General features: G+C 73.1%; 2 protein-coding genes. Both read right to left on the bottom strand.

The genetic code is table 11. From position 1 onward, the window contains the following. Positions 1-1,272: FAD-dependent monooxygenase (locus ACFWBT_RS43015; RefSeq protein ID WP_385710290.1), on the bottom strand; the 1,272-nt coding region annotated here is incomplete at its 3' end. 13 nt (positions 1,273-1,285) lie between these two features. Beyond that, the gene (locus tag ACFWBT_RS43010) at positions 1,286-1,423 is read right to left on the bottom strand and encodes a hypothetical protein (RefSeq protein ID WP_385710293.1); all 138 of its coding nucleotides are present in this window, start codon (positions 1,421-1,423) and stop codon (positions 1,286-1,288) included. Positions 1,424-1,437: the final 14 nt, after the last annotated feature.

The following is a 1,437-nucleotide window of genomic DNA, read 5'->3' as shown; positions in this document are numbered from 1 at the left end:
GGTGTTGGTGTCGGTGGTGATGAGGAGGCCGTGTGCGGTGTGCAGGAGGTCGGCGACGCGGGTGCGGGTGCCGTCGGCCAGGGTGAGTTCACGCTCCGGTGGCATGCGCCGGCCGAGCAGCGGGTGCTCGCCCTTGGCGAGGTCGTAGCGGACGCCGAGGTTGCTCAGCATCCCGGCCAGGTAGCCGGCGGCGTCCCGGTGGGCGACCAGCTCGCCCATGACCTCACGGACCGGGTCCATGTCCTCGCCGGTGAGCCGCAGCTCGATCGCCGCCCGCGCGTTGCGCGCCAACTGCTCGCCGACGGGGTGGCGTTCGCCGTGGTAGGTGTCGAGCAGGCCCTCGGGAGCCCGGCCCCCGACCGTCGCCGCCAGCTTCCAGCCGAGGTTCACCGCGTCCTGCACACCCACGCTCAGTCCCTGCGCCATGGCCGGAGGCTGCACGTGCGCGGCATCGCCCGCCAGGAACACCCGGCCGCGCCGGTACTGAGCGGCGGCCCGTGAGGCGTCGGTGAAGCAGCTGATCCAGCGGCACCGCCCGTGGTGGATGTCCTCACCGGTGAGCCGCTGCCAGGCGTCGGCGAGATCGTCGTAGGTCAGGGAGTCACGGTCGCGCGGCGGTGTGCCGGCCTCGTGGACGACGACCCGGGTCACCCCGTTCTCCAGGTCCATCGCCATGACCATGCTGCCGCCCGGCAGGTTCTCGCCGATACGCCGCTTGCGGGTGTCGATCCCGGTGACGTCGGCCGTCAGGAAGCCGCGCCGGCCCTGGGACCCGGGAAAGCCGATCCCGGCCAGCTTGCGCACGAAGCTGCGCCCGCCGTCGCAGCCGACCAGATAGGCGGCGCTCTCCTCACCGGGTCCGTCCGGGCCCTCGAAGGAGACCACGACGCCCTCGGGGCTCTCGCGGAAGCCGGTCACCTCAACTCCGCGCAGGACGGGCACGCCGAGTCCGTCCACCCAGTCCTCCAGCATCCGCTCGGTGCGGAACTGGGAGATGCCCCGGTGCCCGTAGTGGTCCTCCGCCAGCAGGCCCAGATCGATCGGCACCCCGCCGAAGTGGCTGTCGGCGGGCTCGGTCGCGCCGAGCCGGCCGAGCAGGCCCCGCTGGTCGAAGCACTCGGCGGTGCGCTTGGTGAAGCTCGCGCCGCGCGACTCCCGCGTCGGGGCGGCGAGCCGCTCGTGGACGACGACGTCCACGCCGCCGAGCTTGAGTTCGCCCGCCAGCATCAGCCCGACCGGGCCCGCGCCGACGACGATCACATCCCTGGTCATCTGTGTTTGCTCCTCAGCGGTCGATGCCGCAGGCGGTGACCCGCCCGCGGGCCGGAGGCCTGGGGCCGGTGGTGAACCAGCGTTCCAGGGCCTGGGTGAGGTCGTCGGTGGTGCCGGGGGAGGTCCAGGCGACGTAGCCGTCGGGGCGGATGAGGACCGCGTCCA

It is taken from the genome of Streptomyces sp. NPDC060027 (genome assembly GCF_042737005.1).
GTDB lineage: Bacteria > Actinomycetota > Actinomycetes > Streptomycetales > Streptomycetaceae > Streptomyces.
This window is presented reverse-complemented; position numbering and strand designations above follow the sequence as displayed.